The organism is Jiangella ureilytica (genome assembly GCF_004348545.1).
Taxonomy (GTDB): domain Bacteria; phylum Actinomycetota; class Actinomycetes; order Jiangellales; family Jiangellaceae; genus Jiangella; species Jiangella ureilytica.
Map to the genome: position 1 here is coordinate 25,967 of NZ_SMKL01000029.1, position 15,539 is coordinate 41,505.

Sequence of the window (15,539 nt, forward strand, 5' to 3'; positions counted from 1 at the left end):
CTGCGCCGCGGCCGACCGCATCACAGGTGGTGGAAGCACCTCCGCCGGCACCATCCAGCATAGCCCCAACCGTCAGGACGGCACGCGCTGACGGTGGCCGCGCACCTTGGCGAGGTTGCCGCAGCGCTGCATCGAGCACCACCGCCGCCGGCCCGGGCGGGAGGTGTCGACGAGCAGCAGCCCGCAGTCCGCGGCGGCGCAGACCCGGATGCGCCCGGCCAGCGGCCCGCCGAACAGATCGATCGCGTCGCGGGCGAGGGTGGAGAGAGCGGCAGGCGCCGTCGGCGCGGCGAACGACACCCCCGGGGTCGACGGCGTCAGCTGCGGCACCAGCGGAGGCACGGTGGCCGCCGCGTTCAGCACGGCCACGTCGGCGGCGGACACGGAACCGCCCGCGGCCAGTGACCGGGCCCCGACGGCGATGGCCATCCGCACCGGCCGCATCGCTGCCAGATCGCCCGGCCCCACCGCCACATCGTCGACCGACAGGATCACCCCGAGCCAGTGCGCCAGGTCGGCGGGCGTGTGGAGGATCTCCCACACCGCCCAGTCGCCGTCGCCGCCGGTGTGGCTGAAGTCGAGTGAGACGCGGCCGGTGAGGAAGCGGCGCCGCACGTCGAGGGGAAGCTCTGCCCGTCCTTGCATGAAACCATTATAACAGGTTACAGTCTCACTATGACGCACATCACACACATCAATCCCGAGTCCATGCACTCCAACCCCGCGTTCTCGCAGGTCGTGCGGGTCGCGGCGGGAAGCGACCTGGTGTTCGTCGGCGGGCAGAACGGCGTCGACGCCTCTGGGCAGGTCGTCGGACCGGACCTCGCGAGCCAGACCCGGCAGGCGGTCACGAACCTGCTGACCTGCCTCGACGCCGCTGGCGCGCAGCCCGAGGACGTGGTGAAGTGGACCATCCTCATCCAGGCCGGCGAGTCGGTCGAAGAGGGCTTCGCCGCGTTCGGCGAGGTGTGGGGTCAGCGCCCGAACCCGCCCGCCATCACCGCCGCGTTCGTGGCCGCGCTCGGAGTGCCCGGCGCCCTCGTCGAGATCGAGGCTGTCGCCGCCGTCGGCTAGCGTGACGGCCATGCCGGACGAGAAGGACACCCTCAAGCGCTACCTGCAGGCCCAGCGCGACGCGCTGCTGTGGAAGCTCGACGGGCTGGGCGAGCGCGACGCGCGCTGGCCCATGACGCCCACCGGCACCAACCTGCTGGGGCTGGTCAAACACGTCGGCAGCATGGAGTACGACTACTTCGGGCTGGTCTTCGACCGTCCCAAGCCCGAGCCGATGCCCTGGCTCGACGACGACGCCGAGGCGAACGCCGACCTCTGGGCGACGGCGGACCAGTCGATCGAGTGGGTGGTCGGGTTCTACCGTCGCGCCACCGCGCACGCCGACGCCACCATCGACGCGCTAGCGCTCGACGACACCGGCTCGGTGCCGTGGTGGCCCGAGGAGGGACGGCAGGTCACCCTGCACCAGATCCTCGTGCACATGATCGCCGAGACCGCCCGGCACGCCGGCCACGCCGACATCGTCCGCGAGACCATCGACGGCGCCGCCGGCCTGCGCGACGGCGTCTCCAACCTGCCCGACCAGAACGCGCAGTGGTGGGCCGACTACGTCGAGAGGCTGAAGCGCACCGCCGAGGAGGCCGCGCGCGACTGACGGCGGCCGGTCACGCCTGCGCCGTGCCGTGCCACGAGGCCCAGAGCGCGGCATAGGCGCCGCCCGCGGCGACCAGCTCGTCGTGCGAGCCCAGTTCGACGATCCGCCCGGCCTCCATGACGGCGATCCGGTCGGCGTCGTGGGCGGTGTGCAGGCGGTGCGCGATCGCGATCACCGTCCGCCCCGCCAGCACCGCCGCCAGCGACCGCTCCAGGTGCCGCGCCGCCCGCGGGTCCAGCAGCGACGTCGCCTCGTCGAGGATCAGCGTGTGCGGATCGGCCAGCACGAGCCGGGCCAGCGCCAGCTGCTGTGCCTGCGCGGGCGACAGCTCCACCCCACCGGTACCGACCGCCGTCGACAACCCGAGAGAAGACGCCCAGGACCACGCGTCGACGGCCCGCAACGCCGATTCCACTGCGGCATCCGAGGCCGACGGCCGCCCCAGCAGCACGTTGTCGCGCAGCGAGGCGCGGAACACGTGGTGCTCCTGCGTCACCAGCGCGACCTCGGCGCGCAGCTCCTCCAGCGAGAGCGCTCCCACTGGGACGCCGCCGACGGTGATGGTGCCGGCCCGCGGCGCGTGGATGCCGGCGATCAGCTTCCCGAGCGTCGACTTCCCGGCCCCGGACGGCCCGACGACGGCGAGCCGCTCGCCGGGCGCGATGCCGAGCGAGACGTCGTGGAGCACGTCGTGTCCGGCCCGGTAGGCGTGGCTCACCCCGCGCAGCTCCACCGCGGCGGACCCAGCGACGACGGCGTCGGCCCGCGGACCGCGGGACTCACCCGAGGCCGCCGCCGGGGACCGGCCGACGCCGCGCAGCCGGGCCATCGCCGCGCCACCGATCTGCACCTCGTTCAGCCAGAACAGCAGCGTGTCGACCGGGATCAGCAGCTGCTGCGTGTACAGCGTCGCGGCGGTCACGGCGGCCAGCGACGCCATGCCGTCGAGGTACAGCAGCCCGCCCACGACCAGCGTCGCGACCACCGGCAGCACGAACGCGACGTCGATGGTCGGCAGGTACACCGTGCGCAGGCGCATGGTGTAGTGCTCGGCCGCGGACGACGCCGCGATGTCGTCGTCGACCCGGGCCGCCCGCCGCCCGCCCAGCCGCAACGCCTCCACCGTCCGGGCGCCGTCGACGGTCTCCGCCAGGCCCTCGGCGAGCCGCGAGTACGACGCGTTCTCGCGCAGGTAGCCGTCGCGCGCCCGGCGCAGGTACCAGCGCGTCGCCGCCCACAGGATCGGCACCGCGACCAGGCAGGGCAGCGCCAGCAGCGGCCCGAGCAGCACCAGCCCGCCGAGCGTCAGCACGATCGTCACCGCGCTGATCAGGGTGTCCGGGATCGCGTACCGCACGGCGCGGGCCAGCAGGTCGACGTCGCGGGTGGTGCGGGTGACGAGGTCGCCGGTGCCGGCCTCCTCGACCGTCCCGAGCGGCAGGGCGAGGACGCCGTCGACGAACTCCTCGCGCAGCCGGGCCAGCACCCGTTCACCGAGCCGCGCCGACACGAACATCGCCAGCCCGGTCAGCACGGCCTGTGTGGCGACGAAGACGCAGATCAGCGCGGTCACGCGGCCCACGTCGTCGACGCCGGCGCTGACGGCCTCGACCAGCCGGCCGATCAGCCACGGCCCGGCCAGCCCGGACGCCGCGCCGAGCGAGTGCAGCGCGACGGCGACGGCCAGCTCCCGCCGGTGCCGCAGCGCCAGCCGGCGGGCGTGGCGGCGCACCTCCCGCACCGACGCGACCGGCAACCCGGGAGACGCCTCGTTCACGCCGCCCCCTCCTCACGGGCGACCAGCCCGCGGTAACGCGGGTCGGCCAGCAGCGACGCGTGGGTGCCGACGGCGACCGCTCGGCCGCCGTCGACGAGCACCACCTCGTCGGCGTGGTCGAGCAGGATCGGGCTGGTGGCGAAGACGATGGTGGTCCGCCCGGCCCGGGCGGCGGCCAGGCGGGCGGCGATGCGGGCCTCGGTGTGGGCGTCGACGGCGCTGGTCGGGTCGACCAGCACCAGCACGTCGGGCGAGGTCAGCACGGCCCGGGCCAGCCGGAGCCGCTGCTGCTGGCCGCCGGAGAACTCCTTGCCGCCCGCGGTCACGACGGTGTCGAGGCCGTCGGGCAACGCCTCGAGCACGTCCGCCGCCGACGCGACCTCGATGGCCGCCAGCAACCGCGAGTCATCACCAGCGACAGCGCCGTCCGCCGTCAGCTCCGCCCGCAGCGGCCCGGCGAACAGCTTCGCCTCGTTGCCGGCCACGAGGATGCGCCGCCGCACCTCGTCCAGCGCCGCGTCGCCCAGCGGCACCCCGCCCCAGGTCACCTCGGACGGGACGTACCGCCCCAGCCGGTCGGCCAGCTCGGCCGCGTCGGCGGGCGCCGTGCAGGCCACGCCGGTGAACCCGCCAGCCTTCACGACCAGCTCGGACGCCGGGTCCACGAGGTCGCCGCCCACGGGCGGCGCCGCCGAGCCGCCGCCGTCGATCGACGGCGTCAGCGCCAGCAGCGCGACCACCCGCCGCGCCGCCACGTAGCCCTTCGTCACCGCGCTCGCGAAGACCGTGATCCGCCGCACCGGCGTCCCCAGGAACACCGCGTAGCCGTAGAACGCGACCAGCTGGCCGGCGGTGAGGTCGCCGGCCAGCGCCGACCGCGCGCCGAGGAACACGACCAGCGCGACCAGCAGCCCGGGCAGCAGCATCCGCGCGCTCTCGAACACCGCCTCGGCGGCCGCGAGGCGCACGCCGGCGTGCCGGACCCGCTGGGACTCCGCGTGGAAGCGGCGCGCGAACAGCTCCTCGCCGCCGATGCCGCGCAGGACCCGCAGCCCGCCGACGATGTCGACGGCGTGCGCGCTCAGTTCCGCCTGCTGGTCGCGCAGCCGCGCCTGCCGGTCGTGCATCGGCCGCAGCAGTGCCCCGACCGCCCAGACCATGACCGGCACCCCGGCCAGGACGACCAGCCCGAGCTCCCACGACGTCGCGAGCATGACGGCGGCCACCACGCCGATCGCGACGACGGAGCCGATGCCGCGCGAGCTGAGGTCCAGCGCCCGGCCGAGTTGCAGCACGTCGGCCACACCGACGCTCATGACCTCGCCGGCCGACGTCTTCCGCGGCAGCGTCGCGCCCAGCCGGGCCGCCTGCCGCGTGACCAGCTGCAACGTCCGGTACCGCGCCCCGAGCGCGTTGGTCAGCGCGCACCGGTCCTGCAGGATGCCGGCCGCCGCCTGGAGCACTCCCAGCGCCAGCACCACGCCGGCCCAGAGCAGCAGGTCGCCGCGGTCGCGCCCGGTGAGACCGTCGTCGACGGCGCGGCCCACGGCGTACGGCATCAGCGCCTGCGCCGTCGGCCAGAGACAGCCGTAGAAGGCGCCCAGCAGGACCACGCCCAGCTGGGTACGTGCCAGCCAGAGCAGGTAGTGGCCGGGGGTCAGGCGGCTCGGCTCACCGGGGTCCGCGTCGGGGAAGCGCCGCACAAGACACCGGACTCTATCCGCGCAACCACCCGGCGGCAATGCGATTTCGCCCGCACGCGCCCTTGACCGGCACCGCGCCGACCACGGACGATCGACAGCGATGAAGATCACGCGCTGGCCGATCGAGTCGTCCGCGGTGCGGACCATGGGCTACGACGCCGAGTCGTCGACGCTGGAGGTCGAGTTCAGCTCCGGCGACGTGTACCGCTACTACAGCGTCGCTCCCGCGGACGTCGAGGGCCTCATCCTGGCCGACAGCAAGGGCACCTTCATTAACCAGGTCATCAAGCCCCGGTACCGGTTCCGTCAGGTCGGCGGGTCCTGACGCCGGCTCAGAGGGCGACGAGCGCGTCGAGGGCAGGTTGCTCATCCACAGCAGCGGCTCGGCCCGTGCCAGCCGCAGCCGCTCCAGCGCCGCGACCGGTCCGATCCCGAACCGCCGCTGGAACGCCCCGGCACAGGGTCGAGACTGACACCGCGGCGGCGGCCGCGAGCCGCTCCAGCGGCGCGGATGCGACGTCTTGACGGTTCGTGAAGCGTCCGCGTACTCTCGACGCCACCGCATCTAATACGTATGAACGGAGAAATGGGACGTGCCACCCCAGGGGCGACGACGGCGGCCGACGCAGGTCGACATCGCGCGCCGCGCCGGCGTCTCTCAGGCCACCGTCTCGCTGGTCATCAGTGGCGGTGCGGCCAGCGACCAGATCGCCGAGTCGACGCGGCAGGCCGTCCTCGCGGCCGCGGCGGAGCTCGGCTATGCGGCCAACGTCGCGGCCCGCAGCCTCAAGGGCGGGCGCAACCGCCTGCTCGGCCTCTACACGTTCGAGCCGGTGTTCCCGACCGACCGGCGCGACTTCTACTACCCGTTCCTCCTGGGGGTGGAGGAGGAGACCGCGGCCCAGGGCTACGACCTGCTGCTGTTCAGCTCGGTCACCTCGTCGCCCGACCGGTCCATCTACGCCGGCGGCGCCAACCGGCTCAAGCTCGCCGACGGCTGCGTCCTGCTCGGACGCAACGTCCGCCGCGAAGATCTGAACGCGCTGGTCCATGAGGACTTCCCGTTCGTCTTCATCGGCCGCCGCGAGGTCGACGAAGGCGAGATCAGCTACGTCGGGGCCGACTACGTCGCCGCCACCAGGGCCATGGTCGCCGAGCTTCACCGGCTCGGTCACCGGCGCATCCTCTACCTGCGTGCCATCGAGGACACCGAGCCGACCCGCGACCGCGAGCAGGGCTACCGCGAGGGCCTGGCCGCTGCCGGCCTCGAGGTCGACGAGCGGCTCATCCAGGGCCTCGCCGACCCCGCCGACCTGTCCGCCGAGCACGTCCGGCACTGGATCGGCGCCTACGGCGTCACCGCGATCCTGGTCGAGCCGACCGAGGACAACCGGCTGGTCGACGCGCTGACGGCGATGACCGACGGCGAGCGGGTGCGCTTCCCCGAGGACTGCTCGATCGCCCTCCTCGGTGAGCCGTCGTCGTGGACCCCGGAGCCGCGCGACTGGACCCGGTTCTCGCTGCCGCGTGCCCAGATGGGCCGCGAGGCGGTCCGCATGCTGGTCGACCTGCTCGGTGACGCGCAGTCCACGTCGCGGCAGGTCAGCATCCCGTGCACGTTCGTCCCCGGCGACTCCATCGGCCCGGCCCCCCGCACCGGGGGAGCAAACGCATGATCCGCGTCGGCCTCCGGCGGCCGCTCATCGGGGTCTTCGTCATGGGGGGCTCGCGAACCTGCGGGACACCCGGCTCGACCGCGCATCCGGATGGAGGGCGCGTCGTGACGCCGCGCTCGACCTCGACGAGGCCGGGTCGGTGACCCGATGACCACTCCTGCGCCCACCGGCTGGAACACCTGGGACGTCCGCACCCACACCGGCATGACCCACCTCCCCTCGGGCCGGCGAGTCCGGTTCGGCCTGCTCGGCGGGGACGGGACGCCCGTGTTCGACGGCTTCACCTGGCGGCACGGGCTGGTCCGGATCGGGCACCACACCGTCGACGGCTCGTACGCCGAGGTCACCGTCGAGGTCGACGGCGTCGAGCTGCGGCTGGTCATGGCCGGCGGCCCCGGCGACGAGCTGTACGTGCGCGCGGAGTCCGCCGGCACCGTCGTCGTCGACTGGCCCGACGACACCGGCTGGCGGTTCGAGCGCGACGGCGACGACGTGCTCATCGCCCCGGCCGGCTCGACGGCCTCGGTGCAGGACACGAGCGCCGTCGTCGAGGAGCACCGGGCCGCGGCCGACGCCGTGCGGCCCCGGTCGTGCGGCTGGTACCGGACCGCCGCCGACGCGCTGACCCGCGCCGTCACCTGGAACACCATCCACGCGCCGGACCTCGACCGCGTCCTGACGCCGACGTCGCGCGACTTCGTCAGCGTCGAGCGGCAGGGGTTCTACGGCAGCTGGGCGCTGCACGCGTGGGACACCTTCTTCACCGGCCTGGTGGCGAGCCTGGTCGACCGCGACTACGCGCGCGGCATCCTCGGCCAGATCCTGCCGTTCGCCGACGCCAGGGGGATGATCCCGAACCGCGTCAGCGACGAGCGCGGCACCACGTGGGACCGGTCGCAGCCGCCGGTGGGCGCGTTGACCGTGCTGTCGGCGTACCTCGCCGGCGGGCTGTCCGACGAAACCCGTGACCGGCGCCTGCTCGAGGAGACCTTCCCGGGCCTGCTGGCCTGGCACGACTGGTGGCCGGCGCATCGGCGCGGCCCGCACGGGCTGCTCGCGTGGGGCTCGGACCCGATCGACGGCGACCCGGAGTCGGCCACGCTCGACCGCACCAAGCGCGAGTCCGGGCTGGACGACTCACCGATGTACGACGATGCGACGTACGACCCGGCGACGCACACGATGGACCTCGCCGACGCCGGGCTGAACGCGCTGCACGTCGCCGATGCCGAGGCGCTGGCCACCATCGCGGGCATCCTCGGCGACGACGCCACCGCCGCCCGGCTCGCGGCCGAGGCCCAGGACGCGCGTGCCGTCGCCGCGACGCTGTTCTGGGACGACGACGCGCACGGCTACCGCAACCTGCGCGCCGACGGCAGCCACGACCCGCACGTCTCGCCGACGCTGCTGTACCCGCTGCTCGGCGGCTTCCCGTCCGCGGAGACCGCGCGCGAGATCGCCGACGCGCTGCTGCGGCCCGGCATCCTCGGCGGCGACCGGCCGCTGCCCAGCGTCGCGCGCGACGACCCCGGCTTCGCCGCCACCTACTGGCGCGGCCGCATCTGGGCGCCCATGGCCTATCTCGCGGTCCAGGGGCTGCGCCGCTACGACCTGCGCGACCACAGCCGCGCCGTCTGCGGCGCCCTGCTCCAGCTGTTCCTCGCCGAGTGGGAGACCCACAGCGCGGTCCGCGAGAACTACCCGGCGTTCGACGGCGAGGACCTCACCGGCTTCCAGCAGCGCTCCGACGGGCTGATGGCCTGGGGCGGGCTGCTGGCGCACCTCGCCTTCGGCGAACTGGCCGAGGCGCGCGCCGACGGCTGGCGCTTCGCCCATCCCGGCGAGCCGGCCGAGCTGGCCAACCTGCCGCTCGGCGACGGCCGGCTGACGGTGACGGCCGGCGACCGGCTGGTCGTCGCGCTCGACGGCGTCGTCCTGCTGGACGCCGGCCCGGGCGTCGTCGTCACCGCGTACCGGCGCACGGCCGACGAGGTCAGCGCCGTCGTCACCGGCACGGGTGACATCCGCATCACCGATACGCAAGGCGAGCCGCAAGCCGTCACCGTCGACGGCGGCACCCGGCCCGTCCAGCTCGTCAGAGAGGGATCCCCCGCGTGAGCAGTGCGACGGCAACGACGACCGACATCCTCGTGGTGGGCGGCGGGCTGGGCGGCGTCGCCGCGGCCCTGGCGGCACTGCGGCGAGGCAGGTACGTCCTGCTCACCGAGGAGACCGACTGGATCGGCGGCCAGCTGACCAGCCAGGGCGTCCCGCCGGACGAGCACGCCTGGATCGAGCAGTTCGGCAGCACCCGCACCTACCGCGAGCTGCGCGAGAACATCCGCGCCTACTACCGCACCTGGTACCCGCTCACCGACGAGGCGCGCACCGCCCGCGCCCTCAACCCCGGCCAGGGCCGGGTCAGCCGGCTCTGCCACGAGCCGCGGGTCGGCGCCGCCGTGCTCGAGGCCATGGTGGCGCCGTGGATCGCGGCCGGCCGGCTCACCATCCTGTACCGGCACCGCCCGGTGGCCGCCTCCGTCGACGGCGACCGCGTCACCGCCGTCGTGGTCGAGGGGCCCGACGGCGTCCGGGTAGAGCTCCGCGCCCCGTACGTCCTCGACGCCACCGAGCTGGGCGACCTGCTGCCGCTCACCGGCACCGAGCATGTCACCGGGTTCGAGTCGCGGCACGACACCGGCGAGCCGAGCGCGCCCGACGAGGCGCAGCCGGACAACATGCAGGCGTTCTCGTGGGTCTTCGCGGTCGAGCATCGCGCCGGCGAGGACCACACGATCGACCGGCCGGCCGGGTACGCCTCGTGGCGCGAGTACCAGCCGCCGAAGTGGCCGAACCCGCTGATCAGCCTGCGCGCGCCGGACCCGCGCACGCTCGAGCCGTTCGAGCGGGCGTTCCTGCCCAACGGCGACACCGGCCCCGTCGTCGCCGACCAGAGCAAGGATCCCGGCGACCGCGAGCTGTGGGCGTTCCGCCGCATCGTCGCGCGCTCGGTGTTCCGGCCCGGTTTCGCCGCGAGCGACGTCACCGTCGTCAACTGGCCGATGATCGACTACCTGCCCGGCCCGCTCATCGGGGTCAGTGACGAGGAGCGCGAGAAGCACCTCGCCGGCGCCCGCGAGCTGTCGATGTCGATGCTCTACTGGCTGCAGACCGAGGCGCCGCGGCCCGACGGCGGCACCGGCTGGCCGGGGCTGCGGCTGCGGGGCGACGTCATGGGCAGCACCGACGGGCTGGCGAAGGCGCCGTACATCCGCGAGTCGCGCCGCATCGTCGCCCGCCGCCGCATCGTCGAGCAGGACCTCTCGCTCGCGGTCCGCGGCGACGCCGGAGCGGTGCGGTACCCCGACTCCGTCGGCGTCGGCATGTACCGCATCGACCTGCACCCGTCGACCGGCGGCGACACCTACATCGACGTCGCCAGCAGCCCGTTCCAGATCCCGCTCGGCGCGCTGTTGCCCGTGCGGCTGCGCAACCTGCTGCCGGCCGGCAAGAACATCGGCACCACCCACATCACCAACGGCAGCTACCGGTTGCACCCGGTCGAGTGGAACGTCGGCGAGGTGGCCGGCGCGCTGGCGGCGCACTGCCTGGCCGGCGGGCTGGAGCCGGGGCAGGTGCACGAGTCCGGTGACCGGCTGACGGCATTCCAGGACGAGCTGGCCGCCGACGGCGTCGAACTCGCCTGGCCCGAGATCAAGGGGTACTGATGACCGATGGACGCGCCCTGCTCCGCGGCGTGATGGTTCCGCTCGTGACGCCGATGAGCGCGCCGGGGGAGCCGTCCGCCGCCGCGGCGTACGACCTGCTCGCCGCGCTGGCCCGGGCCGGCGTGCGCAGCCTCATGCTGTTCGGCAGCAACGGCGAGGGCGCGCTGCTGCCGGCCTCCGCCCTGACGGAGTTCGCGGCCGGGGTCGCGGCGCGCTGGCGGGAGCTGACCGCCGCCGGGCCGGTGCTGGTCAACGTCACGGCCGCCGGCACCGCCGAGGCGCTGGAGCGGGCGGCCGCCGTCCGCCTGGCCGAGCCCGACGCCGTCGTCGTCAGCCCGCCGATCTACTACCGGCACCGCGACGACGAGGTGGTCGCCCACTTCGCCGCGTTCGCCGGCATCGGCGTGCCGGTGGTCGCGTACAACGTCCCGGGCTACAGCGTGCCGATGACGCCCGCGGTGCTCGACGAGGTGCTGGCGATGCCGCACGTCGTGGGCATCAAGGACAGCTCCGGCGACCTCGCGCTGCTCGGCCACATGGTCACGGCGGCCCGGCGCCGTCCCGACGCGGGGGTCAGTCAAGGCTCGGAGACGCAGCTGGTCGCCGGGCTCGAGGCGGGCGCCGACGGCATCGTGCCCGGCATCGTCAATCTCGCTCCCGGGCTCTGCGCGGAGCTGTACGACGCGTTCCGGTCCGGGCGCGTGGCCGCGGCCGACGCCGCCCAGGAGATCGCCGACCGCGTGGTCGCGCTGCACACCGTCCGGCCCGGCGTCCCCGCCGTCAAGGCCGTCCTCGCCGCCCGCGGCCTCTGCCCGCCGCACGTCGCGGCGCCGTTCGTGCCCGCCACGCCGGCCGAACGCGCCGGCCTGCTCGACCTGCTCGCCCCGCTCGACGCCCACCTGATCACCCCCCGCTGATCCCGTTTTGAAGGAGAGCCCGTGGAACGCACCCCGATCAGCCGCCGCACGCTCGTGCTCGGCGCCGCCGCCGGCACCGCCGCGGTCGGCGCGCTTGCGACCGCCGCGCCGGCCGGAGCCACCCGATCCGTCACGACGGCGGCCGCCGCGGGCGACTTCCATGAGTCGCTGGTCTTCCGGGCCGGCGACGACGGCCTGGCCGTCTTCCACGTGTTCGGCCTGACGACGACGGTGGCCGGCTCGGTCCTCGCGTTCGCCGAGGCCCGCATCACGCAGCACGACGCCGATCCGCACCACCTGGCGGTGCGCCGCAGCCGCGACGGCGGCCGGACGTGGGAGCCGCTGCGCTACGTGCGCCGTTCCGACGGCACGCAGTCGCTGGTCAACCCGACGCCCGTGGTCGACCGGTCGACCGGGCGGATCTTCCTCTTCCACGCCGAGTGCTTCCGCGACCCCGGCAACACCGGCGGCTCGCCCGACAGCTCCCGGCTCTCTGTCGTGAGCAGCGGCGACGACGGCCAGACATGGTCGGAGCCGGTCGAGCTGACGCACCTGTTCGACGGCGACCCCACGAACCGCCGCATGCACATGCCCGGCCCCGGCCACGGCATCCAGCTCTCCGACGGGCGGCTGATGCTGCAGGTCTGGCACCGGCGCGAGATCGCCTTCCCCGCGGCCGAGCGGCAGTACGGCGTCTCGGTGATCGTCAGCGGCGACGGCGGCGCGACCTGGCAGGCGGGCGGCGAAGTGCCGCTCGATCCCGCGTACCCGCTGAACGAGGCGCGGCTCATCGAGCGGCCGGACGGCGCGCTGGTGGTGCTCGGCCGGTACGCCTCGGGCGGCACGCACCCACGCATCGCGTCGGTCAGCACCGACGGCGGCACCACCTGGTCGCCCGCCGTGCTGGACGCGGCGGCGCGGCCGGTCAACGCGATCGACACCGGCGTCACCCGGCTGACCGGGCTGGGCGAGCGCGAGGACAGCCGGATCGTCTTCTCGCGCACCGACTCGCCGACTCGCCGCAACATGACCGTCTCGATCTCCTACGACGAGGGCATGAGCTGGCCGTACAGCCGGGTCCTGACCGAGGGCCCGGCGTCGTACTCCGACACCGTCGCGCTGCCGGACGGGCGGATCGGCGTGCTCTACGGCCGCGAGCACCAGCCGGGTGTCACGACCAGCTTCTCGCGTGACGTCGTGTTCGCGACGTTCGACCTCGCCTGGCTGACCGGCGGCGCCGACACCGGCCGGCGCGGGCCGGCGACCCGGCTCTCCTTCGAGGTCGAGGACCTGCCGAGGACGACGTCGCCCGGTCTCACCGTCGTCCGGACGCCGGACCCGGCGGCCAGCGGCGGCGCCGTCGTCGAGGTGCGCGCCACCGACTACGCCCAGTACCTCGAGGCCACCGTCGAGATCACGCGCGGCGGGCCGTACGACCTCTACGCGCGGTTCCGGCACCAGGCGAACAGCGGCGTCGTGGTGGTCGACGTCGACGGATCGCGGCTGGGCGGCCCGATCGACACGTCGACGGTGTCGGTGCGCTCGTTCCGGACCGAGCGGGTCGGCCGGGTCGAGCTGGGCCGGGGCACGCACACAGTCCGGTTCACCGTCGTCGACAAGCACGTCGACTCCACGGGCGTGCGGTTCAGTCCCGACCTCATCGGGCTGGTGCTCGCGTGATCTGATGGGTGTATGGCGAAGCCCACACGCTGGCTGTCCGAGACCGAAGAGGGCCACTCGCAGTGGTACATCGAGCGGTTCCGGAGGCTCGCGGCCGACGGCGCCGACCTCACGGGTGAGGCCCGGCTGGTCGACGCCATGCTGCCGCGCGGCGCCCGGGTCCTCGACGCCGGCTGCGGCACCGGGCGCATCGCCGCGGCGCTGCACGAGCGCGGGCACACCGTCGTCGGCGTCGACGTCGACCCGGAGCTGATCGAGGCGGCGCGGACCGACCATCCGGGCCCGCGTTACCTCGTCGGCGACCTCAGCGAGCTCGACCTCCGCGAGACGTTCGATGCCGCGGTGCTGGCCGGCAACGTCATGGTGTTCGTCGCGCCCGGCACCGAGGCCGACGTGCTGCGGCGGGTGGGCGGGCACGTGGTGCCGGACGGCTTCGTCGTCGCCGGCTTCCACGTGAACCGCAACCTCGCCCTGGCCGACTTCGACGCGGCCGTGGGCGAGGCGGGCCTGCGGGTCGAGCACCGGTTCGCCACCTGGGACCTGCGCGCCTGGCACGACGACGCCGACTTCGCGGTCAGCGTGCTGCGGCACCGCTGACCGGCGGCTACAGCTGGATGCCGCGGGTCAGCGCGCCGTCCACCACGAGGTTGGTGCCGCTGATCCGGCTCGCAACGGGGCTGGCGAGGAAGACCACGGGCGCGGCGACCTCCTGCGGCGTGCCCATGTGGCCGGTGGGGTTGAGGCCCACCGCCGTGCGGTACAGGTCCGGGTTGCCGGTCTCGATGCTCGCCCAGACGCCGCCCTCGAAGTACGTGTTGCCGGGCGACACGGTGTTGGCGCGGATGCCCTTGTCGGCCAGCTGCAGGGCCAGCCCGCTGATGTAGCCGATGATGGCGGTCTTGGCCGTGCCGTACGGGCCGGACGCGAAGTCGGACTCGCGCCCGGACACGCTCGAGATCGCGATGATCGACGGCGCCGGCGACCGCTCGAGGTGGGGCAGGGCGGCGCGGACCAGCCGGACGGTGTGCATGACGTCGACGTTCAGGCTCAGCTGCCAGTTCTCTTCGGTGTCCGGGATCGCCAGCGCGCTGACGTTGGCCACCACGGAGTCGAGACCGCCGAACGCTGCCGCCGACGCGTCCACCCAGGCGGCGAGGGCCTCACCGTCGCCGACGTCGACCACCGTGCCGGTGACGGCGCCGCGGTCACCGAGCGCCTCTTCGGTGGCGCTCACCGCGTCGGCGGTGCGTCCGCAGAACCCGACGGTGGCCCCTTCGTCGAGGAACGCCTCGACGATGGCCCGGCCGATGCCGCGGGTGCCGCCGGTGACGAGGACGCGAGAGCCGCTGAGCTGCAGATCCATGGCCGGCCTTTCGTAGGGGAGAAGAGGTCAGAGCGTGGCGGCGCGGGCGCGGAGGTCGGCGTGGATGCCGCCGAACGCGTCGGCCGCCGGCAGCAGCGACTTCGCCGCCTTGACCACGACGCTGTAGTTGGCGTCGACGACGTTCGCGACCGGCACCTCGGCGAGCTGCGAGCACAGCTGGTACGCGTCCATGACGTGCAGGCCGTAGAGCTCGGCGACCCAGTGGACCAGCTCGGCGTTGCCGATGCGCCACGCGTCCTCGAGCGGTCGGCTGGAGCCGACCGTCATCCAGTGGGTGTCGTCCTCGAGGCGGGGCCAGCCCGGCGCCCCGCCCTTGACGAGGTCGACGATGAGGGTCGTCGTCATGGCGCCCTCGACGGCGGTGCCGCAGGCCTCGCCCTCGCCCTGGCGGTAATGGCCGTCGCCGACGGAGAACAGGGCTCCCTCGACGTTCACGCCGAGGAAGACCGTCGTGCCGGCTCGCATCTGCGGGGTGTCCATGTTGCCGCCGAAGCGGTCGGGCACCAGCGAGGAGCGCACCTCGCCGCCGGCGGGCGCCACCCCGACCGTGCCGAGCATGGGCGCGACGGGCAGCTCGATGCGGTGGTCGCTGTGCCGGGCTGCGAAGGCCACCGTGTTGCGGTCGCGGTCCAGCTCGTAGATCCACGTGGTGTCCGGCAGCGGATCCTGCAGGGTGACGACGCGGTCGGTGCTGGTCATGCCGCCGAAGAACGGGATGGCCGCCGAGGCGCCCCAGTCGCGGGCCGGCGTCAGGTCGGCCAGGTGCAGCACCAGGGTGTCGCCGGGCTCGGCGCCCTCGACGTAGAACGGCCCGGTCTGCGGATTGACGAACCGGAGGTCGACCTTCGCGCTGGAGAGGTCGTCGACCGAGCGCAGGACGCCGCCGAACGCGTCATCGGACCAGAGCCGCAGTGCGGTGCCCGGCGTCACGCGCAGCGCGGCAGCGGCGCCACCGAAGGTGTAGGCGTACTGATCGCGCGTGGGCGTGTAGTCGATGACATCCAT

The 15,539-nt window shown here is 74.0% G+C and carries 14 protein-coding genes; 9 read left to right on the plus strand and 5 right to left on the minus strand.

Annotated features, from left to right (window positions below):
• Positions 1-72: 72 nt before the first annotated feature.
• A complete protein-coding gene (locus tag E1212_RS14510) occupies positions 73-645 on the minus strand; it encodes a CGNR zinc finger domain-containing protein (protein ID WP_203416860.1) in 573 nt (190 codons plus the stop codon).
• Positions 646-675: 30 nt separating this feature from the next.
• Between E1212_RS14510 and E1212_RS14515 the strand changes: the two genes are divergently transcribed.
• The gene (locus tag E1212_RS14515) at positions 676-1,074 is read left to right on the plus strand and encodes a RidA family protein (protein WP_131983625.1); all 399 of its coding nucleotides are present in this window, start codon (positions 676-678) and stop codon (positions 1,072-1,074) included.
• 10 nt (positions 1,075-1,084) lie between these two features.
• Positions 1,085-1,669: a DinB family protein gene (locus tag E1212_RS14520; RefSeq protein WP_131983627.1), complete on the plus strand. Its 585-nt coding sequence runs from the start codon at positions 1,085-1,087 to the stop codon at positions 1,667-1,669.
• A gap of 10 nt (positions 1,670-1,679) precedes the next feature.
• Here E1212_RS14520 and E1212_RS14525 read toward each other — a convergent pair whose 3' ends face one another.
• Together E1212_RS14525 and E1212_RS14530 are read right to left on the minus strand one after the other, a co-directional pair.
• Positions 1,680-3,446: an ABC transporter ATP-binding protein gene (locus tag E1212_RS14525; RefSeq protein WP_131983629.1), complete on the minus strand. Its 1,767-nt coding sequence runs from the start codon at positions 3,444-3,446 to the stop codon at positions 1,680-1,682.
• Complete coding sequence (locus E1212_RS14530; RefSeq protein WP_131983631.1) at positions 3,443-5,149, minus strand: ABC transporter ATP-binding protein; 1,707 nt, start codon at positions 5,147-5,149, stop codon at positions 3,443-3,445. The genes E1212_RS14525 and E1212_RS14530 overlap by 4 nt, the downstream gene beginning before the upstream one ends.
• Positions 5,150-5,249: 100 nt before the next feature.
• On the opposite strand from E1212_RS14530, the gene E1212_RS14535 reads away from it, so the two are divergent.
• The 7 genes from E1212_RS14535 to E1212_RS14565 all read left to right on the plus strand — a co-directional run bounded on the left by E1212_RS14535 (position 5,250) and on the right by E1212_RS14565 (position 13,747).
• Entirely contained in the window at positions 5,250-5,474 is a 225-nt protein-coding gene (locus E1212_RS14535) for a KTSC domain-containing protein (RefSeq protein ID WP_203416861.1), read from the plus strand.
• Positions 5,475-5,742: 268 nt separating this feature from the next.
• Positions 5,743-6,825, plus strand: coding sequence for a LacI family DNA-binding transcriptional regulator (locus tag E1212_RS14540; RefSeq protein ID WP_131983633.1), 1,083 nt, complete (start codon positions 5,743-5,745; stop codon positions 6,823-6,825).
• A gap of 147 nt (positions 6,826-6,972) precedes the next feature.
• The gene (locus tag E1212_RS14545; RefSeq protein ID WP_131983635.1) at positions 6,973-8,943 is read left to right on the plus strand and encodes an MGH1-like glycoside hydrolase domain-containing protein; all 1,971 of its coding nucleotides are present in this window, start codon (positions 6,973-6,975) and stop codon (positions 8,941-8,943) included.
• Positions 8,940-10,553: an FAD-dependent oxidoreductase gene (locus E1212_RS14550; protein WP_131983637.1), complete on the plus strand. Its 1,614-nt coding sequence runs from the start codon at positions 8,940-8,942 to the stop codon at positions 10,551-10,553. Before E1212_RS14545 ends, E1212_RS14550 begins: the two co-directional genes overlap by 4 nt.
• Positions 10,553-11,470, plus strand: coding sequence for a dihydrodipicolinate synthase family protein (locus E1212_RS14555; RefSeq protein WP_131983639.1), 918 nt, complete (start codon positions 10,553-10,555; stop codon positions 11,468-11,470). Before E1212_RS14550 ends, E1212_RS14555 begins: the two co-directional genes overlap by 1 nt.
• A gap of 21 nt (positions 11,471-11,491) precedes the next feature.
• Positions 11,492-13,150 carry a sialidase family protein gene (locus E1212_RS14560; RefSeq protein ID WP_131983641.1) on the plus strand — a complete coding sequence of 553 codons (1,659 nt, stop codon included), beginning with the start codon at positions 11,492-11,494 and terminating at the stop codon, positions 13,148-13,150.
• A 12-nt stretch (positions 13,151-13,162) separates the two neighbouring features.
• On the plus strand, positions 13,163-13,747 hold the full coding sequence (locus tag E1212_RS14565) for a class I SAM-dependent methyltransferase (protein ID WP_131983643.1): 585 nt from the start codon (positions 13,163-13,165) through the stop codon (positions 13,745-13,747).
• 7 nt (positions 13,748-13,754) lie between these two features.
• Here E1212_RS14565 and E1212_RS14570 read toward each other — a convergent pair whose 3' ends face one another.
• Complete coding sequence (locus E1212_RS14570) at positions 13,755-14,513, minus strand: SDR family NAD(P)-dependent oxidoreductase (protein ID WP_131983645.1); 759 nt, start codon at positions 14,511-14,513, stop codon at positions 13,755-13,757.
• A 27-nt stretch (positions 14,514-14,540) separates the two neighbouring features.
• Entirely contained in the window at positions 14,541-15,539 is a 999-nt protein-coding gene (locus E1212_RS14575; RefSeq protein ID WP_131983647.1) for an acetamidase/formamidase family protein, read from the minus strand.

Coding starts and splice junctions, on each gene's coding strand:
- E1212_RS14520 (WP_131983627.1), top strand. CDS start 1,085: ATGCCGGACGAGAAGGACACCCTCAAGCGCTACCTGCAGGCCCAGCGC.
- E1212_RS14570 (WP_131983645.1), bottom strand. CDS start 14,513: ATGGATCTGCAGCTCAGCGGCTCTCGCGTCCTCGTCACCGGCGGCACC.
- E1212_RS14515 (WP_131983625.1), top strand. CDS start 676: ATGACGCACATCACACACATCAATCCCGAGTCCATGCACTCCAACCCC.
- E1212_RS14545 (WP_131983635.1), top strand. CDS start 6,973: ATGACCACTCCTGCGCCCACCGGCTGGAACACCTGGGACGTCCGCACC.
- E1212_RS14535 (WP_203416861.1), top strand. CDS start 5,250: ATGAAGATCACGCGCTGGCCGATCGAGTCGTCCGCGGTGCGGACCATG.
- E1212_RS14510 (WP_203416860.1), bottom strand. CDS start 645: ATGCAAGGACGGGCAGAGCTTCCCCTCGACGTGCGGCGCCGCTTCCTC.
- E1212_RS14575 (WP_131983647.1), bottom strand. CDS start 15,539: ATGGATGTCATCGACTACACGCCCACGCGCGATCAGTACGCCTACACC.
- E1212_RS14565 (WP_131983643.1), top strand. CDS start 13,163: ATGGCGAAGCCCACACGCTGGCTGTCCGAGACCGAAGAGGGCCACTCG.
- E1212_RS14555 (WP_131983639.1), top strand. CDS start 10,553: ATGACCGATGGACGCGCCCTGCTCCGCGGCGTGATGGTTCCGCTCGTG.